We start from the raw sequence: 18151 nt of genomic DNA on the forward strand, positions 1-18151 counted from the left end.
CTTTATGCACCAAACTTTTGAGCAGCCATCCGCTGTGCTTGCGGACCATAAAACCAATAGGTGATTAAATACAAAGGGATAGCCATCAGTAACAACATGATCACCATTAAACTCATAAACTGAGGATGTTGAACATAGAGCATTAAATTTTGCCAAATTTCAGGATCTTTTCTTGAAAAAATTGCGATACCCAAAAGTACAAAAGCTAAATTATATAACCAAAAAATCAGGCTAAAACCTAAGGTAAATTTTTTACGCTCTGCCTGTGTCGGTGCTCTCTGATTTTTATTTAAAAACCGAAATAACACCACGATCATGGCAATCAGGTAGGGTACGACTGTTAAAATACCACCTACACCCTGTGGCAATAATGCTGCGATCACACCGCAAATACAGGTCATGATTAAACAAATGAAAAAAAACAAGAAAAAATAACGTGTTAAAGACACCATGACCCTAACCCAAGAAGAAGTTGACACCTAGTATAAAAAAAAATGCATTTTTTTTCATTTTCATGTCAACCAATCTGTAATCAGCTACGTTATATAGGGTACAAGGTCTGTAGCAACCGATGATTTGGACGGCATCCACAATGTTTCGGTGACCTTTTTAAAAGCAATAAGCTTCATTTTGAATTTAAGTATGAACAGCAGCCATGACTTAAATTTGAAATCGATTTTTTGACCGACGATTTCATCATCACTCGAATCGTCGGTCTTTTATTTTGTGCCTTATGTATTCAGCATTTAATTTTTATATTCTACACCCAAAAAAAATCAGCCGATAAAATATCGACTGACTGAAAAATCTATGCAACTTTAAAATAAGTCACAACTGTAAATCTATGTTATGCAGCACAGTAGCGATTACGCCCCTGTCTTTTGGCTACATAAAGGTTTTTATCAACTTGATCCAGAAATTGCATTGGATTATCCAGATCTGAAGGAATAATGGTTTTTACCCCCATGCTGAGTGTGACGAGTTCCGACACTGCAGAGGCTTTATGCGGTAATCGTGCAGCACGCACGGCATCCATAATTCTATCAGCCATCACTGCTGCTGCGGCTTCATTGGTCTCTGGTAAAATCCAAGCAAATTCCTCGCCACCAAAACGCGCAACTAAATCACGAGGTCGTGTACAACAAGATTCCAAACTTTTAGCAATTTGACGCAGACAGGTATCCCCAATCACATGACCATTCAAGTCATTGTATTGTTTAAAATAATCTAAATCGATCAAAATTAAACTCAGCGGCTTTTGCGTTCGGATTGCGTTTAACCATTCACGCTGGTAAAAGTCATCAAACAAACGTCGATTTGCAATACCAGTTAAGCCATCTTTATATGAATATTCTTCGAGCTGACGTTGCAATTTTTGTAGTTGTTCCTCTTGTTTTTTCCGCTCGGAAATATCAAACATAAAGCCGACAAGACAATCTACATCACCATTTGGTTTACGCACGACATGAACAACATCACGTATCCAAAGATATGAACCATCTTCTTTAAGTGCACGATAATCTGCTTCATGATCTATACCAGCCATCGACTGTGAAACACAATAATTCAGTACATAATTACGGTCTTCCTCGTGCATACGTGATGCCCAATCATCTACCGTTTTCCAACTACTTTGTTTCCAACCGAGTAACTTTTCAATTTGCGGTCCAATATAACTAAATGTTTTACTGTCCCAATCAATACACCAAGGAATGGCTAATGTAGACTCTAATAAAGTCTTATACACCATACTATTTGCAAGTTTTTCTTCATCAAAAGGATTATTTGGCATGTTGCATCTCCTGCTACCCCAAATGCAGGCAATATACCCGCTGTACAATAATTCACCTATATACAGGATTAGAACAACATTTTATATTCCTAGTTCTTGGTATTTTTTTAACCTAATTTCAGATCTCTACTATTTGAAATGTGTAATCCATCAAAGAAAATATAATTACAATGAACCAGCCTACTATTTTGAAATTCAAAGTTCTGATACCAAGCTTTAAGTTGTGTATTATTCTGCCGTTTTTGGTTGGTCATTTACACGAGTTACAGGATTCCCTAATCAGTAACCCCAGACTTCATGGTGACCTCTTAGAATGCTCTGTACAGCCTCCACCGATGCATTGCATTACCAATACATTTACTCATAGTTTTGAAGTTAAAGATTTCGACCAAATCACTAAGAAAATTCTAGTACAAGATGGCCAAATTGCTATAGAAAAATTTGTGATACTTGGATAATACTAGCAAGGCTATTTCATAAATCCAGCCCATAATACTTTTTGCCTCCTGCAAGTAGATGCACATGCACATTAATGCAGTTATGGCATAGTTTAGATTGGATACTTTGTAACTGTCGAAAACGACTTAGTTGGACTGATGAATGATTAATCTCCCTCGTAAACATAACCATCTGTGATACTTTATAGCCCAATCAATTTTTTGATTTTTTGGTGCTTGCATGACTGTTCGTTTTTTTCATACTTCTGATTGGCATTTAGGACAATTTTTCTATAACCACTCACGTGACTACGAACATGAACAGTTTCTCAATTGGCTGCTTGAACAAATAGCACAAAAACAGCCACATGCCCTGCTCATTGCAGGCGATGTTTTTGATGTGATCAACCCCGCTTCCAGAGCGCAAAAACAGTTGTATCAGTTTCTAGCAGATGCACATGAGCGGGCTCCGCACATGCAAACCCTGATGATCGCAGGCAACCATGACTCAGGCTACCGTATTGAACAAGTTGAGCCTTTATTAGAAAAATACCATGCCAAAGCTGTAGGCGTGGTCCATAAAAATACCGAAGGTCAGCTCGATTTAGACCGACTGCTGGTACCTATTTATGATGAACACAAAAATGTAGTGGCATGGTGCCTGACTTTACCTTTTCTACGTGCTGCCGAGATCACCGGTTTCAATGATCAAACCACCAATAGTCAAAATGCCATTGCCTATGTACATCAACAATTAATTGCTGAAGCCAATGCACGTAAAACTCCAGATCAAGCCTTAATTTTAATGTCCCATGCCCACATGCAAGGCGGTGAAACGTCAGACTCAGAGCGCCCGATTATTATGGGCAATGAAGAAGCAATTTCAACCGCCCTGTTTGATGATGTAATTGACTACGTGGCTCTTGGGCATTTGCATAAACCGCAAAAAGTTGGACAAACTCATATCCGTTATAGCGGCTCACCGATTCCCCTGTCATTTAGTGAAATCAATTATAAGCATCAAGTGCTTGATATCAGCATTGACCCGACTCAAAGCGATGAATCACGCTTTCAAATAGAGTCCTTAGCGATTCCGCGCAGCGTGCAATTGCATCGCATCAAAGGCACAATTCCAGAAGTTTTGGCACAATTATCCGCTTTGCCGAGCGGTGAAATTGAAGATATTGATCAGCGTGAATATGTCGAAATTGAATATCATACCGACACTCCGCCTGCACCGAATTTACGACAGCAATTTGAAGAAGCGCTAGCGCCAAACCGTTATCGTTTGGTGCGCATCAGCCGCCGTTATTTAAATTCAGATCAAAATAATCCGCAGCAAGCCGCAATCAACCTTGATCCGCCTACGCCTGAAAAATTATTCCAAAACCTTTGGGAAAAACAGGGCTACGGTGCTGATGACACCGTAATGAAAGATTTTTTAAGTTTGGTCGATGAAGCACAAAAATCACTTGAAGATGATGCGAACACTTAAGGAATTGCCATGAAAATTTTATCTATACGTATTAAAAACTTGGCATCTTTAGCGGGTGAGCATTTTATTGATTTTGAATCTGAACCCTTAGCAAGTGCAGGCTTAGTGGCAATTATTGGTAAAACAGGTGCTGGTAAATCGACTATTTTAGATGCCATGTGTTTGGCGCTGTTTAACCGTGTGCCGCGCTTAAAAGACAGCGATGGCAAACTCATCGATGTAGATGGTTCAGAGCTGCCGACCAACTCACCGCAAACAGTCTTGCGCCGTGGTACAGGCCAAGGCTTTGCCGAGCTCAGTTTTATTGCTCAAGACCAAAAAGTCTATTCTGCACGTTGGGAAATTAAACGTGCCCGTGAAAACCCAAACGGTAAATTGCAAAGCGTACAGCGCTCACTGAAATGCTTAACAGATGGCACTGTTGTTGCGGATAAAACCAAAGCGGTTGAGAGCCAAATTTTACGCATTACTCAACTCAGTTTTGAACAGTTCACCCGTGCCGTTTTACTGGCTCAGTCAGAAGTGACCGCTTTTTTAAAAGCGCGTGATAATGAACGTGGCGAGCTATTGGAGTATCTAACCAATTCCAGTATTTTCGGGAAAATTGGTCAATTGGCCTTTGAAAAAACCAAGCAAATTGCCAATCAGCGTAAGGCTTTGGAAGTTCGACTCGGTGATATTGAAATTTTATCGGATGAAGATCTTGCCTTATACACGGCGAATTTTCAAAGTCATACAGAGTCTTACCAAAAATTCGAAAGTGAAAAGCAGCAATTGCTCAAACAGCAGCAATGGTTTCAACACAAAGATAAACTGATTGCGGATATTCAGCAACGTGAGCAATATTTGGCTATTCAACAGCAGCAACTCGATGCACTGCAGCCGCAGAAGCAGCAATTGCAGCAACTGGAAAAATTCGCCTCAATCCGTCCAAGCATCATTCAACGCAAGAATTTAAGTACTGAAATAGCAACGCTGCAGCCTCAATTGGCTCAAGCACAGCAGCAGTTCAGCGCAATTGAAATTAAGTTTAATCATGAAAAAACTCAATTTAAACAACTTGATCTACAGCAAAAACAGCAGCACCAATTTGAAGTTGATCATCAAGATCAAATTGATTTAGTACGTGCGCGAATTGCCGACCGCCGAGTGCTAGGCGATCAGCTAATTGCTGTAAAAGATGAACTCAAAAAACTGCAAGATCAGCATGCCCCGCTGCTTCAAGCCGAACAGCAATTGTTACAAGTACAGCAGCAGTTAGAACAAAATATAGCGCAGCAAAATACCCTACTCTCGCAAACAGCACATTTTCAAATTTTGGATGAAGCACTGTCTGCACATCTCAGCCCTTTACAGCGTTTTATTCAAAGTTATGCGCAATTTGAGCAGCAATATGGTGATGTCGCTCAAGCCACGCAACAAGTGGCACAAAAACAACAGCAACTTGACCAGCTCATTCAGCAATTTGGGCAAGACCAAGCACTTAACTCGAAAATTACGGGCTTGCGTACAGCGCGTGAAGACTTATTAAATCGCATCAATCAATTAGATATCACCAAGAGTCATTGGCAGCATTACCACGCCATTCATGTTGAACATCAGCAAAAATTGCAAGACCAGCACCAACTGCAAAGTGATCTCACACAGAATCAGCAGCAATGCAGCATGGCTGAAACTGAATTTCATGCACAAAAAGCAGCTCGAGAGAATTTGCAAACTTTACTGCAGCAGCAGCGATTACTGCATGCAGAAAATATCGAACAGCTCAGAGCAAATCTAATTGCTGGTGAAGCATGTTTGGTCTGCGGCAGTACGGAGCACCCTTATACACATAACCAAGATGTGCTTTCCCATGAACTGTTGAAACTGCAAGAACAGCAGGAACAGCAAGCACTAACGCAGGAAAAAACAGCCTTTGATCTGTGGCAGCAACTGCAAAAAAAATGCACACAGCAATCCACTGCCTTTGAAGCCAATGCACAGCAACTCATCTCAATCAGCACACAACAAAGTAATATCCAAACCCAGCTTGAACAAAAACTTAATGCACTGAGCATCTCTTATGATTTAAGTGCAGATTTGAGATTACTTGAAATAGCAATCACGCATCATATTGCACAAACACAGCAGTCTTTGCAGCAAACAGAAGCTGATTTAAAAACCCATGAACAGGCGCAGCAAAACAGCCAGACTTTGACTCAATTTATTCAGCATACAACAAAGCAACTGACCGATGTACAGCATGCTGAACAAAATATTCAGCCTATTTTGTCTTTATTCAATGACACTGAAAAACACGCATGGCAGCAATCGACCCGCACCGCTGCTGAACAAATTTATAATCAATTACAGCAGCGCCTTCACACCTTAAAACAACGTAATGAATTGAATACGCAACTGAATCAAATAACACAGCAGCTGGAACAGGCAAAACAGCGCAGTAAATTCAGTCTAGAGAATATTGCTGCAACTGAAAAACGCATTTCGACACTGTTAGAAGAAGGTAAACAAAATAGCGATCTTGCAATCCAAGCTATTTTTACCATGACCCATGTAACCGTTGAAAAACCGCATGAATGGTTATTACAGTTTGAGCAAAACCGACAACAGCTGCAGACTCAGTTTAATACAGTACGTCAACGATTTGAGCAGCGACGCCAAGCCTTTGATACGGCACAAGCAACACTGCAAAAATATCAGGCACAGCAACTACAGTTGCAAACTCAACAAAATGCAGCCGCGTTGAGTATTCAACAGTGGTTAGCGCTGCATATTGATTTTAGTGACGCCTTGTTACAGCAGCTCAGTGAAATTACACATGAGCAAGAGCTGCAACTGAAACAGCAAATTAGCTCGGCTGAACGTGCATATAGCTATGCTCAGTCTGCTAAGAAAACATTGGATGAGCAACTACAGCAGCACTTAATGCTGCAGCCTGAAATCGAATTTGAAGCACTACTCTCACAATTACAAAGTTTGGTTGAACAAATAACCCAAGTGATGGAACAGCGTGATGAAGTGAAACTCAAACTCGAAGTACATCAACGCAATGTAGCAAAACAGCAGCAATTTACCGATCAGATTCAACAGATCCAATCTGAGGAACATCGTTGGAATAAGATTTCGAGCTTAATGGGCGATGCAACGGGCAAAAAATTCCGTGATTTGGCACAGCAATATAACCTCGATATTTTAATTGAATATGCCAATCAGCAATTGGCGATGCTTTCACAGCGCTATACCTTAAAGCGCCTTGAAAACTCATTAAGCCTAGCCATTGTCGATCATGATATGGATGGTGAAACCCGCTCGGTCTCTTCGCTTTCAGGCGGTGAGTCTTTCTTAACCGCGCTCGCTTTATCCTTAGCCATTGCGAGCATGGCATCAGGTACAACAAAAATTGAAAGCCTATTTATTGACGAAGGATTTGGTACGCTAGACGCTTCAAGTCTGCACATGGTGATGAATGCTCTGGATCAGCTACAAAACCAAGGGCGTAAAGTCGTGCTAATTTCTCACATTCAAGAAATGCACGAACGAATCCCTGTGCAAATTCAAGTCAATCCTGTCGGAGCAGGTGCAAGCACCATCCAAATCGTATCTTAAAAAAAGCCTGCTTAAAGCAGGCTTTATAATTTTTGATTCTCTAGATCATTACGTCCCGAGTGGACGTAGCGTTAAAATCTGTTCACTACGCCCAAATGGGCCATGGACATCATGCAATACAGAACTACTCAAACCAACACCATCCGCTCCATACTGCTGCACGGTTTCCAGACCTAACCACTGTCCCTGTGGTAAACGGTGCAAATGGATTTGTAGATCCAGATTTGGAAAGCCCCAGCCAAATGGCCAATCCTGACGCGGAACAATACCATTGGCGGTATCAACCATGCCCATTAAACGGACAAAATCAGCAGTCGGCTCACCTTCAACCATGTCATGCTGTGTTCTCAGCCACACAATGCCTTGACCTGCACGGCGCCCATGGCTTCTTGCTTCAATCGACTGAATATATCCCCCCGGCCACTGACGGATACCGTCCCAAATCGGCGCAGTTTCTGGCCCAGTCACATCAGCATCCTCCAAACCTTTCACGGACTGGCTATTTTGCGTCATCATGCGCCAAGTGCGTGCCACAATGCAGGTTTTGCCCTGAGCCCGCATTTCAGATTCAATCAGTTCAATGGTTTTTCCCGGACGAATCACTTGCGTGATTATTTCAAACTCGCCAGCAGGAATTAAGCCCAAAATATCGAGGCTAATGCGCCCGATACGCATATCATGACGTGGTGAAAAACGGTCTAATTCAGCACAAATAATGCCTGTAGCTGGTGCCATGTGTTGCTCATGTGCATTCCATGCACCTTGTGCTAAATTGGTCGAATGGTAATGTGCCGTGACACAGCCTTGCGCATCTACGTCGCGTTGAATCAACTGATAATATGCCGTCATGAACTTCCCTATTTGTCCAAGTGTGAATTACTTCAATATCAAAAACATCCTGATTATTTTTTACTCAACTTTAATGGAAAGTTCAAATTAAAAGGCTCACTTTGAACCCATAGGTTTCATCTATTGTGAAAATTTATCTGCTGTGCTTACACTTTATAAGCCTAGTTTTTGAAAGCAGGCTGAATCTTCTGTCCTATTTTGAATAATCTCGCGCACCAAACAATGCTGTCCCCACGCGAACCATGGTGGATCCGGAAGCAATCGCATCTGTCATATCACCTGACATCCCCATGCTTAAGGTATCCCAATCCTCAGGTTTCGTATGCTGTGCTTTGACATGCTCAAAGAGCACTTTGGCATCAACAAAAGCTTGTGGATTGTTTGGAGCAGGAATTACCATCAGTCCACGTAAGCGTAAATTCGGTAGCGTAGAAATCTGTGCGACCAAATCTGCTACTTCATTCGGCTGACAGCCATCCTTTGTATCTTGCGCGTCAATATTGACTTGTAGGCAAATATTCAAAGGTGCTTGAGTCGCTTCTCGCTGGCTTGATAAACGCTCCGCAATAATCAAACGGTCTACCCCATGCACCCAAGCAAAGTTTGAAGCCAAATGTTTGGTTTTATTACGCTGTACATGACCTATAAAATGCCATTCAATCTCTAAATCTGCCAAAGCCTCAATTTTTTCAAGCGCTTCTTGCAGATAATTTTCACCAAATGAGCGTTGCCCCGTTGTATACATTTCTCTTAGCATTTCAGCAGGATGCGTCTTAGATACAGCCAACAATTCAACCGACTGCTGTGGTCGACCCGCAAGTTGGCAAGCCTGCTCAATTTGCTGCAAGACTTGATTTCGTGCTTCTTGAAGTTTATTCATTGACGGGGTTCTCATTTCATTCATCTTTTTTTGCATTGCCCTGCAACTAAGTGTTGGTTAAGCTGTGGGAAAGCCTTATTATTCTATCAAAATAATTAAGATTTAATTTTTATCTCGGGGATTTTATGGACATTACAGAACTATTGGCCTTTGCTGCCAAAAATAACGCTTCGGATTTACATTTATCTTCTGGTATGCCACCAATGATTCGTGTGGATGGTGAAGTTCGTCGTATCAACCTTCCTGCTCTTGAACACAAAGAAGTGCACAAATTGGTTTACGACATCATGAACGATAAACAGCGTCGTGATTACGAAGAAAAATTAGAAACTGACTTTTCATTTGAAGTACCTGGTGTGGCTCGTTTCCGTGTGAACGCATTTAACCAAAACCGTGGTGCTGGTGCCGTATTCCGTACCATTCCTTCAAAAGTACTAACCATTGAAGATCTTGGCATGGGCCAAATCTTCAAAGATATTTGTGAATATCCACGTGGCATCGTATTGGTGACCGGTCCAACAGGTTCGGGTAAATCAACCACGCTTGCTGCGATGGTTGATTACATCAACGACAACCGTTATGACCATATTTTAACGGTCGAAGACCCGATCGAATTTGTACACGAATCAAAAAAATGCTTGGTCAACCAACGTGAAGTACACCGTGATACGCACGGCTTTAACGAAGCACTTCGTTCCGCACTGCGTGAAGACCCGGATATTATCTTAGTCGGTGAGATGCGTGACCTTGAAACCATTCGTTTGGCACTGACTGCTGCTGAAACCGGTCACTTGGTCTTCGGTACACTACATACAACCTCTGCCGCAAAAACCATTGACCGTGTCATTGACGTATTCCCTGCTGAAGAAAAAGATATGGTTCGTGCCATGTTATCCGAATCACTTCAAGCCGTAATTTCACAAACCCTACTCAAGAAAAATGGTGGCGGTCGTGTGGCTGCGCATGAAATCATGATCGGTATTCCTGCGATCCGTAACTTGATTCGTGAAAACAAAGTCGCGCAAATGTATTCTGCGATTCAAACGGGTGCCAACTACGGTATGACCACACTCGATCAAAGCCTAAAAAATCTTGTCGCAAAAGGCATTATTAGTACGCAGACTGCACGGACTGCAGCGAAGCAACCCGAATCTTTCTTGTAATTTTTTATTTTTTTGGGGCGATCGTTATGGATTTTAACGGCTTACTTGATTATATGGTGGAGAAAAAAGCATCGGATTTATTCATTACAGCCGATGTTGAACCCTCGATTAAAATCAATGGGCAAATTTTGCCAATTGGCTCGACTAAGTTACCGGGCCCGACTGTCGGTCAAATTTTATATTCGATTATGTCTGAAAAACAGCGTAAGGAATTTGCCGATACGCGCGAATGTAACTTTGCCATTAGTAATACCAGTAAATCTGCTCGTTTTCGTGTCAGCGCCTTTCAACAACGTGACCAGCCAGGTATGGTGCTGCGTCGTATCGAAACCGTTATTCCAACGATGGATGAGTTGAAATTACCACCCATTTTAAAAGAATTAGCGATGACCAAGCGTGGCATTATCATTTTCGTAGGTGCAACGGGTACAGGTAAATCAACCTCTTTGGCATCTTTGATTGGCTATCGTAATGAAAATAGCAAAGGTCATATCATTACAATTGAAGACCCGATTGAATTTGTACACCAACACCGAGGCTGTATCATTACTCAACGTGAAGTGGGTATTGATACCGACTCTTTCGAAGTTGCCTTAAAGAATACGCTACGTCAGGCACCTGACGTGATTCTGATTGGTGAGATTCGTTCACGTGAAACCATGGACTATGCGATTGCGTTTGCTGAAACCGGTCACTTGGTTTTTGCAACACTGCATGCCAACAACGCCAACCAGGCCATCGATCGTATCATTCACTTCTTTGAAGCGGATCGTCATAGTCAACTGTTCATGGACTTGTCTTTGAACTTAAAAGCAATGGTTGCGCAGCAATTGATTCCAACCATTGATGGTAATTCACGTCGTGCTGCCATTGAGATTTTGATCAACTCACCTTTAATTTCAGATTTAATCCGTAAGGGTGAAGTGCACGAAATTAAAGACCTGATGAAGCGCTCTCGTGAACTAGGTATGCAAACCTTTGACCAAGCCTTATATGACCTTTATAAAGCCAAGCAAATTAGCTACAAAGATGCGCTCAAACATGCCGATTCACCGAACGACCTGCGTCTACAAATTAAATTGTCTGAAGAAGGCGGTGAGCATTTACTGCGTGCAAATTCAAATATTACCTTTGATGGTCAACATTAAATTTGCATAATGCTTTCGGAAATAAAAAACAGACTTCATATGAAGTCTGTTTTTTATTCATTCTCATCCGCATCGGATTATTTTTTACGATATGCTTCTTGGCATTCAGGCGCATCACAATAGCCATAAAGATTTAATGAGTGACCTGTAAGTTGGAAACCAAATTTTTCTGCCACTTGATGTTGCTCATGCTCAATCACATCATTAGTAAATTCCACCACTTTATTGCAGTTTTGACACACAATATGGTCATGGTGATCTTCTTGCATAATCTCAAAAACAGAATGATTGTTTTCAAAATGATGGCGTTGAATAATACCTGCAGCTTCAAACTGTGTTAACACGCGATACACAGTTGCTAAACCCACATCTTCACCCTGTTCAAGTAAAGTCTTATAAATATCTTCTGCGCTTAAGTGATGTTGTCTTGAATTTTCAAGCAATTCCAATATTTTAATTCGTGGAAGTGTAACTTTAAGTCCAGCTTTACGTAAATCTTGATTTGAAATAGGCATGAAAAAAGGTCTCTCAACAAAATTAAAGTTGGAATATGCAACAAAGTTTAGATGCAGTATGATCTATCCTTGGATCAAATGCATCATAATTAATTTGGGATAGTTTAGCAAAATGCAAAAAATCATGCTGACGTTATTCGTCACTTCATTGCTCGTAGGCTGTTCAACCTTGGGCGTTTATAAAGTTGATATTCCACAAGGTACACCTTTAACTCAAGCACAAGCGGCTAAAATTCAAGTGGGAATGAGCCACCAACAAGTTCGCTTTTTGCTAGGTAGTCCAACTGTTGCCGATCCAATGAATCCGTTACGTTGGGACTACATTTATAAGTATACCCCAGGAACATATGCTAAAAAAGCCAAGATTCCTGCTGCACATGGTCAACACTTAAAAATCTTCTTTGACCAAAACGGTATCGTTCAAAAAATTGAAGGCTTAGAAACCATTCCAGAGTCACAACCAGGCTTACCAGGTTCTAAAGAAGCGATTTTAACTGCGCCACCACTATAGTCGCTTTCAGATAAAAATAAACCCCTAAATTTAGGGGTTTTTTTTATAAGTACAATTGTTTGAAACGATTGCCTCGACAATAACGGCCAACGGGATTTTTCTTGGCGCGATTACGACGAATATCTTTCGGATTAATGGTTAATGCACGATAGATTTCGACACGATCACCTGCTTCAAGTAACTGAGATGAATCGCTTACACGCGCCCCGAAGATTCCTAGTGTTAATTCTTCGGGTAAATCCACTTGTTTTCGAATGCCACTTTGCACAATAGCATCTTCAACCGTCATACCGGGATTAAAGCTCAGCGGAATTAATATCTGCTGTTCCACGCTCGCATAAGCGACCCATACTTGTAACTGAGCTGTCATTAGAATAACTGCCCAATCACAGCCACCAATGCCAATATTATTGACAAGGGCACTACGATACGTACGGCAATACGCCAAATATTATAAAAGGTTTCATGACTGAAGTTCATTGACTTACGTAGATGACTAATCTTCATAATCCAACCTGCGAAAATCGCATAAATCAGACAAATAATTAAGCCCCAAATCAACAAGGCAATATTAAATACTGGAACAACAGTGCTCAGTGCCCATACAAAAACCGCAACCAATAAAATCGCCCATTGCACCACTACGGCCAATTGGCGTTGTTGTAATTGTTCACGTGCCATTTGAATCAGCAATGCTGAAGCTGCGACTAAACCCATAACCAGTGCTAAAGCAGGTACTTGTGTTTTTGCTGCGAAAAAAGCAAAAGCAATCACTGCCAAGAGTTGAGCGATCCAAATTGGAAATACCGTTTTGCTTGCAATCTCTTGTTGCTTCACGGCTGGCAAACTTGACTGCCAGTACAAGCCCATCCCCAAACCACTTGCTACGAGCGCCAAGACAGTTGCATTGCCCCACTCACTAAATTCGAGTGTAGTCATTTTCCATTCTGGCAATGCCGTTCCCATAACATTCGCCAAGACCACTGCAGCAATCACACCAATAGCCGTCAAGATCACTAAAAATTGGCGTGGTACAAACGACAATGCAAATGCAATGACCGCAAGGACGGCCAAAATCATGCTATAAGCAAAACCATTAGCTGTAAAAATTGCCACATATTGCGACGCGGCTGAAAGCATGGCACCTGCTAAAAATGGAATAAATACTACGGCAAGCCAACCGACTATACGCCATTTGGGTGAAGCATCCGCATCACGTGTTAGCGAAGACAGTGCTTGAACTGCTGTAATTTTTGAACGTTTTGCTAAAGCAATTTCCAAATAACATAGCGGTAAAGCTAAAATAAGCATTGTACCTAGCCACAACAGCCAGAAATCTAGCTGACGTTCAATTTGAATACCTGTTACCGGTGCTAAAGTTGCAATAATGATAAAAGATAAACAGAACGCCATCAGTGGCGATAACCATTTCGACATCGCATTGTCCTGCATGACAAATTCCTTTGAAAATTCTAGCGCTATTTTGCCTTGCTGTGCCTTGAAAATCAAAAACAAAAAGCAAATCACCTTAAAGGTGATTTGCTGCGCAAATGATATTATTAGAATTTAATTGTTTTTATTTCATTTTTTGAGGTTATGAAAAGAAACGTGCAAACCAATTTTTGCCTTTTTTCTTTTCTTTTTCTTTGATGATACCCATCATATTTTCTTTAACCGCACCGACATAATCAGCATCATCGTGCTGAATATGGTTAATCAGCCATTTTGAAAGCACTTCATGTAATTCATTTTCAATCGCATGCCCCATTTCAAAACGGTCGCGGTAAGATTCAATTTTTTTAATAAATAAATCATGTACGCGTTTATGTGGCACACGATATTTATAACCCGCTTCTTCTTGTAAAGATTCTTCGAAGGTAAAATGTGATTGCGTGTAATCAATAATGTTTTCCAGAATTTGTTTTACACGATCACGATCTGTATTTGCGTCAATGCCATCAATTTCATTGATGTAGTCAAGAATCCGTTTGTGTTGATCGTCAATCACATCGATACCAGTATTGTATTCTGGAACCCATTTCATTTTCATTACGACCACCTATAAATATGAAGGACTTATCACGTAAATTTCATCATATAATTAAAGGACTTAAATAAAAATGAAGTAAAAAGGTTGGTTTTAATTAAAATACTGCCATTTATAATGTAATCAATTGTTTTTATTATGTTAATTTATTTAATCCCGAGCATAAAGCTAAGATATTTTTTAATCAATTCAATATCTTAGAAAATACCCTTAATTCAATAAAGTGTAAGATATTCATTTTTATAATGAATACCTTTCATTCAAAATTAATACTGATCTGCACGCGTGACGCGTTTTAAAGATGGGTCCAGCCGCTCACGTTCTAAACGTTCAACAACCGTCTTTGCAGCACGTATCGGACGGCCATGTTGAAATAAAATCATTTCACCCGGCTCAAATGCTGTCCAAACTTCGTTTTGCGTTAGGGGTTCAGTGGTAATCACGGCAACACGGTCTTCAGGCGTGGTGACTTCACTAAAATCGACTTCAACATCAATATCAATCAACTGTGCAGGTTGAAATGGGAACTCTCGAACCAACCAATGCAGCTTGGTAATCGCATAACTAAATAGCGCCTGCCCATTTGACAAACAAAAATTAAAGGTGCCATGTTCTGCAATTTTCGGAGAAATTTCTAATAACAGATCAAACACCTGATCGAGTGTAGGTTCGGTATAACCAAAACGTTTCACCATTTGCTCGAGCAAATAGCAAAAGGCCAATTCACTGTCGGTATTGCCGACGGGGCTGAAGCGCCCCGTGAGCTCAGGCTGAAAGCCATGTAGGTCGCCATTATGTGCAAAAATCCACTGTCTGCCCCACAATTCACGACTAAATGGATGTGAGTTTTCAAGATTAATTTTGCCTTGTGTCGCTTTACGAATGTGTGCAATCACATTGCGAGATTTAATTGGGTAGTTTCGGATCAGCTCAGCAATCGGAGACTCTACAGCAGATTGATTGTCGACAAATAAACGACATGCTTTATCTTCAAAAAAAGCGATACCAAAGCCATCACAATGATCTGAGGTAATTCCTGCTCGCTGCGAAAATCCCCGAAACGAAAAAGTAATATCGGTAGGAGTCGCACAATTCATTCCGAGCAGCTGGCACATATCGATCATTTCAGCAGTAAATCTATGATTTCTCTATTGTGCATGACAGTTTTAGTTGTTGTAAATCTAAAATCGGCGCCATTATAAGAGTTTTTATAATCCAACAGGGCAAATACTTTATTTGATCTATACAAATCTCACTTAGCCAACTGATAAATAATAAAAAAGCCTCAAAAGAGGCTTTTTTATATCAAAAAATGCTAAGTATCTTAAGCTTTTTTCACATTGGTTCGATTGGTGATTAATGTACCCACACCATGATCCGTAAAGATTTCAAGTAATGTTGCATGAGGTACACGACCATCAACAATATGCGCGCTGATTACGCCGCCTTTGACTGCATCTAATGCACAGCCAACTTTCGGAATCATGCCGCCATAGATCACGCCAGTTTCAATCAAACGATCGACTTCTTGGGTGGTTAACCCAGTCAGCAGATTTTTATTTTCGTCTAAAACACCCGTGATATTGGTCAATAAAATTAGCTTTTCCGCACCCAATGCTTCCGCCACTTTACCTGCAACCAAGTCAGCATTGATGTTATAGGTATTGCCGTCTTCGTCTACACCTAATGGTGCAATCACAGGAATAAAATCGCTTTGGGTAAACATTTCAAGTACGTCAGTTTTCACACCAACCACTTCGCCAACGAGACCTAAATCAATCTGTTTTACTGAACCATCTTCGGTAGTTTTTTCCATCAATAATTTTTGCGCACGGATCAAATTACCATCTTTACCGGTTAAACCAATCGCACGGCCACCGTGTTTATTGATTAAGTTCACAATCGATTTGTTCACGCTGCCGCCCAAGACCATCTCGACAACTTCCATCGTTGCAGGATCAGTCACGCGCATACCGTCGATACGATCAGACTCACGGCCTAATTGTTTGAGGAATGAATCCACTTGTGGACCACCGCCATGCACCACAATCGGGTTTAAACCAACCGTTTTCAGCAGCACGATATCACGTGCAAATGAGCTCTCAAGCTCAGGATCGGTCATGGCATTACCACCATACTTCACTACCAGCGTCTTACCCGCAAAACGTTGAATATACGGCAAAGCTTCCGTCAGGATTTGTGCTTTGTCGATGCCAGTATGTTGATGTGGCATTTGCCTCTCCTTATTGAGCATCTGGAATGTCATGAGCAATGTCTGGATAGTGCTCAACTAACATGGAAACAAACAGATCTCGTATTTCTTTTAAGCGTGCTGATGAGTTGGCATCAAAGCGTAAAGTGAAATACTCACCTGTATTCGATGCTCGAATGATGCCAAATCCATCATCAAAATCAAGGCGTATTCCATCAATTTTACTGATTTGTGCCGGAATTCGCGTAGAATTGGCTTCAACCTGCTTTAAAACTTCCGCTGGATCATGCTGATGCGTACTGACATATAAATCTTCGGTACTAAAGCGCTCCGGATATTTCGCCAAAGCTTCTGACAATGTCAGTCCTTGAGCCTGAATATATTCTATAACTCTTAGTGCAGCATATAGACCATCGTCATAACCGCCGCCGCGGCCGTCATTAAAAACATAATGCCCTGCGTATTCACCACCAAAAACCGCTTTGCCTTTAGATTGGGAAATATACTTTCGCAAGAAACTACTACCTGTTCGAATCATGACAGGCTGTGCTTCTAGATCACACACAGTATCGCGAATCATCGTTGAACATTTCACATCAAATACCACTTCTGCATGTGGTTTTTGAGTCAAACAAATTTCAGCAAATAAACATAATAATCGATCTGCAGAAACCACTTTGCCAGTTTCATCAATCAGTACTAAACGATCACCATCACCATCTAAAGCAATGCCAATATCGGCTTGTTGTTGCTTTATAGCTTGGCGAAGGTGAGTTAAATGTTTGAGCTGTGATGGATCTGGAGCATGATCAGGGAAATGTCCATCAGCTTGGCAACGTAATGCCAAAACTTCACAGCCTAATTTATTTAATAATAAGGCTGCACAATGCCCAGCTGAACCATGCATGCCATCGATCACAACTTTAAGCGGTTGCTGTAAATGAATGTCATCTAAAATAAATTTCTGATAGGCCAAACAATATTCAGACTTGATTTCGTGTGGCTCAAGTTCAGTCATCAAATGCACACGTTCCGATGAAAAACAATTTCGTGCTTCGACTGCAACGTGTTGAATCATCTCTGGACAAGGTGGCTCACCTTTGATAATCCACTTGATACCATTATCTGATTTTGGATTATGGCTCGCCGTCACCATAATGCCATTGCCTTGAAATTGTCCCGCAATAAAATACAACATCGGGCTTGAGCAGCAGCCAATAATTTCCGCTTCAAGGCCAGCCTCATGGCAGACTTTTTGAATTATTTTTGCATAGGTTGGACTGGTTAAACGCGCATCATAGCCAATGGCAAGTCTCTTTTGCCCTACATCTAAATATTGTTTGACTAAGCCACAAGCAATTGACTGAACTAAATCAGCATTTAAGAGCGATATTTTCCCGCGAATGTCATATGCACGAAAAATATGTTGCGGAAAGTGACTAAACAGTGAACCCATACTATGTTCTTCTAATTACATCTTTATTAATTAAAAAATC

General features: G+C 41.0%; 16 protein-coding genes. 5 read left to right on the forward strand and 11 right to left on the reverse strand.

Annotated elements, in window-relative coordinates; genetic code table 11:
* Positions 1-2 precede the first annotated feature (2 nt).
* Entirely contained in the window at positions 3-452 is a 450-nt protein-coding gene (locus tag FTU80_RS12220; RefSeq protein ID WP_180010029.1) for an ABZJ_00895 family protein, read from the reverse strand.
* A gap of 395 nt (positions 453-847) precedes the next feature.
* Positions 848-1792, reverse strand: coding sequence for a GGDEF domain-containing protein (locus tag FTU80_RS12225; RefSeq protein ID WP_078193095.1), 945 nt, complete (start codon positions 1790-1792; stop codon positions 848-850).
* A gap of 678 nt (positions 1793-2470) precedes the next feature.
* On the opposite strand from FTU80_RS12225, the gene FTU80_RS12230 reads away from it, so the two are divergent.
* Together FTU80_RS12230 and FTU80_RS12235 are read left to right on the forward strand one after the other, a co-directional pair.
* Positions 2471-3724, forward strand: a complete 1254-nt coding sequence (locus FTU80_RS12230) for an exonuclease SbcCD subunit D (RefSeq protein ID WP_078193096.1) — start codon at positions 2471-2473, stop codon at positions 3722-3724.
* A 9-nt stretch (positions 3725-3733) separates the two neighbouring features.
* Positions 3734-7330 (forward strand): AAA family ATPase, encoded by a 3597-nt coding sequence (locus FTU80_RS12235; RefSeq protein WP_180085338.1) that lies wholly within the window; start codon positions 3734-3736, stop codon positions 7328-7330.
* Between the two features lie 48 nt (positions 7331-7378).
* Here the strand turns inward: FTU80_RS12235 and FTU80_RS12240 are convergent, their stop codons facing one another.
* Together FTU80_RS12240 and FTU80_RS12245 are read right to left on the reverse strand one after the other, a co-directional pair.
* On the reverse strand, positions 7379-8179 hold the full coding sequence (locus FTU80_RS12240; protein WP_078193098.1) for a thioesterase family protein: 801 nt from the start codon (positions 8177-8179) through the stop codon (positions 7379-7381).
* A gap of 193 nt (positions 8180-8372) precedes the next feature.
* Entirely contained in the window at positions 8373-9059 is a 687-nt protein-coding gene (locus FTU80_RS12245; protein WP_180085340.1) for a YggS family pyridoxal phosphate-dependent enzyme, read from the reverse strand.
* A 125-nt stretch (positions 9060-9184) separates the two neighbouring features.
* Between FTU80_RS12245 and FTU80_RS12250 the strand changes: the two genes are divergently transcribed.
* Positions 9185-10222 (forward strand): type IV pilus twitching motility protein PilT, encoded by a 1038-nt coding sequence (locus FTU80_RS12250; RefSeq protein ID WP_078190026.1) that lies wholly within the window; start codon positions 9185-9187, stop codon positions 10220-10222.
* Between the two features lie 26 nt (positions 10223-10248).
* Complete coding sequence (locus tag FTU80_RS12255; protein WP_111885266.1) at positions 10249-11370, forward strand: PilT/PilU family type 4a pilus ATPase; 1122 nt, start codon at positions 10249-10251, stop codon at positions 11368-11370.
* A 77-nt stretch (positions 11371-11447) separates the two neighbouring features.
* Here the strand turns inward: FTU80_RS12255 and fur are convergent, their stop codons facing one another.
* Positions 11448-11885 (reverse strand): ferric iron uptake transcriptional regulator, encoded by a 438-nt coding sequence (gene fur, locus FTU80_RS12260; RefSeq protein ID WP_078193101.1) that lies wholly within the window; start codon positions 11883-11885, stop codon positions 11448-11450.
* 112 nt (positions 11886-11997) lie between these two features.
* Between fur and FTU80_RS12265 the strand changes: the two genes are divergently transcribed.
* Entirely contained in the window at positions 11998-12396 is a 399-nt protein-coding gene (locus FTU80_RS12265; protein WP_078193102.1) for an outer membrane protein assembly factor BamE, read from the forward strand.
* A 43-nt stretch (positions 12397-12439) separates the two neighbouring features.
* On the opposite strand, the gene FTU80_RS12270 is transcribed toward FTU80_RS12265, so the two are convergent.
* The 6 genes from FTU80_RS12270 to FTU80_RS12295 form a co-directional block, all read right to left on the reverse strand.
* Positions 12440-12766, reverse strand: a complete 327-nt coding sequence (locus FTU80_RS12270) for an RnfH family protein (RefSeq protein ID WP_111885267.1) — start codon at positions 12764-12766, stop codon at positions 12440-12442.
* Entirely contained in the window at positions 12766-13848 is a 1083-nt protein-coding gene (locus FTU80_RS12275) for a hypothetical protein (RefSeq protein WP_180085342.1), read from the reverse strand. Before FTU80_RS12275 ends, FTU80_RS12270 begins: the two co-directional genes overlap by 1 nt.
* 142 nt (positions 13849-13990) lie before the next feature.
* Entirely contained in the window at positions 13991-14446 is a 456-nt protein-coding gene (locus FTU80_RS12280; RefSeq protein WP_078190032.1) for a bacteriohemerythrin, read from the reverse strand.
* Between the two features lie 263 nt (positions 14447-14709).
* On the reverse strand, positions 14710-15558 hold the full coding sequence (locus FTU80_RS12285; protein ID WP_111885279.1) for a class II glutamine amidotransferase: 849 nt from the start codon (positions 15556-15558) through the stop codon (positions 14710-14712).
* Positions 15559-15767: 209 nt separating this feature from the next.
* Positions 15768-16676: an acetylglutamate kinase gene (gene argB, locus FTU80_RS12290; protein WP_180036151.1), complete on the reverse strand. Its 909-nt coding sequence runs from the start codon at positions 16674-16676 to the stop codon at positions 15768-15770.
* A gap of 10 nt (positions 16677-16686) precedes the next feature.
* Positions 16687-18111, reverse strand: a complete 1425-nt coding sequence (locus FTU80_RS12295) for a phosphomannomutase/phosphoglucomutase (protein WP_180085344.1) — start codon at positions 18109-18111, stop codon at positions 16687-16689.
* Positions 18112-18151: the final 40 nt, after the last annotated feature.

It is taken from the genome of Acinetobacter sp. YH12145 (assembly GCF_013418335.1).
In the GTDB taxonomy this organism is placed as follows: Bacteria; Pseudomonadota; Gammaproteobacteria; order Pseudomonadales; family Moraxellaceae; genus Acinetobacter; species Acinetobacter amyesii.